This is a genomic window from Leyella stercorea (assembly GCF_021531355.1).
Lineage (GTDB): Bacteria > Bacteroidota > Bacteroidia > Bacteroidales > Bacteroidaceae > Prevotella.
On the sequence record NZ_JADYTS010000155.1, the window covers coordinates 1 to 1,467 of the forward strand.

At 42.7% G+C, this 1,467-nt stretch carries 1 protein-coding gene; it reads right to left on the minus strand.

All coding sequences use genetic code 11. The annotated features are described in order from the left end of the window. Positions 1 to 13: 13 nt before the first annotated feature. Positions 14 to 1,342, minus strand: a complete 1,329-nt coding sequence (locus I6E38_RS14750) for an IS1380 family transposase (RefSeq protein WP_235394692.1) — start codon at positions 1,340 to 1,342, stop codon at positions 14 to 16. Positions 1,343 to 1,467: the final 125 nt, after the last annotated feature.

Sequence of the window (1,467 nt, forward strand, 5' to 3'; positions counted from 1 at the left end):
CCCAAATCGGTCATTAGGATTTCTCTGTGTCGTACGGCAAAGAGAAATCCTTTAATTTTTCCCATATAGATAAGAATGATTGTCGTGTTTTTAGTGATCTAGCCAAATATAGGATGTGCTTGTCTTTTGTTTTTCCCAGATAGGCTGGTGTCGATATCAACTCGTATCGGATAGTCTTCAGAAATTTCTTCTTGTTGGAATTGATCAGCGCATGTCTGAACAACGACATGAAGTTATATGCCATAACAATGAAATTCCCACATGCCTCTGTTGCCCAGAAGTTATTTGTGACAAAGTCATCGATAGAGAAATCATTCTTCAATTCTTTTATCCTATTCTCAGAATCCGCTCTTCCGCGATATGAGTCATATACAATCTTGGCCGGCAGGTCAAGGTCTGTTACAAAGCAGCTGTATCGGTATATTCCGAAATCCTGCTCATCCTCAAAAAGCTCCAGTTGCTTGATTTGCTTTCCTGCAGCTTTGGGGCGCTTGTCTATTTCCTGCCTGACCATCACAATGCGTCTAGGCTTCTCCCAACCGTTTGCCTGATAGATGGTTTCGGATATTTCCAATCCGTCTGTTAGCTCTATCCATTTGCGTTCATGGGTGAGACTGTACTTTATACGATTGTTGAAACGGCAGGCAATGATATAGTGTAACCCTTTCATTTCCAGATAGTCAAGTATTTCCTTCGCAAAGAAACCGCTATCCATGCGGACCAGCCCGACACGTTTGCCCTCAAGTTTTGAGAGCGTGTCCTCAAGAAACGACAGATAATTGGTACTTGCGGATGTGTTGCCTGGACGTAGCCAGTAATTTGCTATCATCCTTACATCGGAAACGAATGCAAGGAGAGGATGATGCGAGAGTCGTCCAGGACGTTTTGGGTTGTATCCTTTGGCTGCTCCTTCCTGACTTCCCTCACGGACCATCACTGTAGAATCGAAGTCTAAAGTGTAGTTGTCGAACTTCAACTCGGAGAAGAACCAACGGAACAAATTTCCGAAAACACGCTGGTTGACAGCTTGAGAGAATTTATTGAGATAGCGCTGGTATGCACGATGGTCTGCTCCACGTTCCCATCCTAATAGGTCACATAGTGCAGCGTCATAACGAACCACGTCAAGATGGCCAAAGCAACTTGCGCCACACCATACACCCGCAAACAATCCCAATATCAGCTGGATCGGTTTGTAACCACGGTTGGAACCTTGAAGAGGTACACCACTTTGCATAACATGCTCTTCAAAATGGCATTTTTCAAGCATTTTGAAGAACAGGGAAAGACCACCAAAAGGTGTTATTTCCTTATTTACGAACTTTATGTCACAGTTTCGCATCGGAGTATATTCTTTTTTTCGTGGTAAAGTTAGTAAATATTTATGAATCAAGCATATACAAAGCTGTTTTTCTAATGGCGGTCATTAGAAAAAGCTTCTTGTCATTTTCTAATGACCGATTTGGG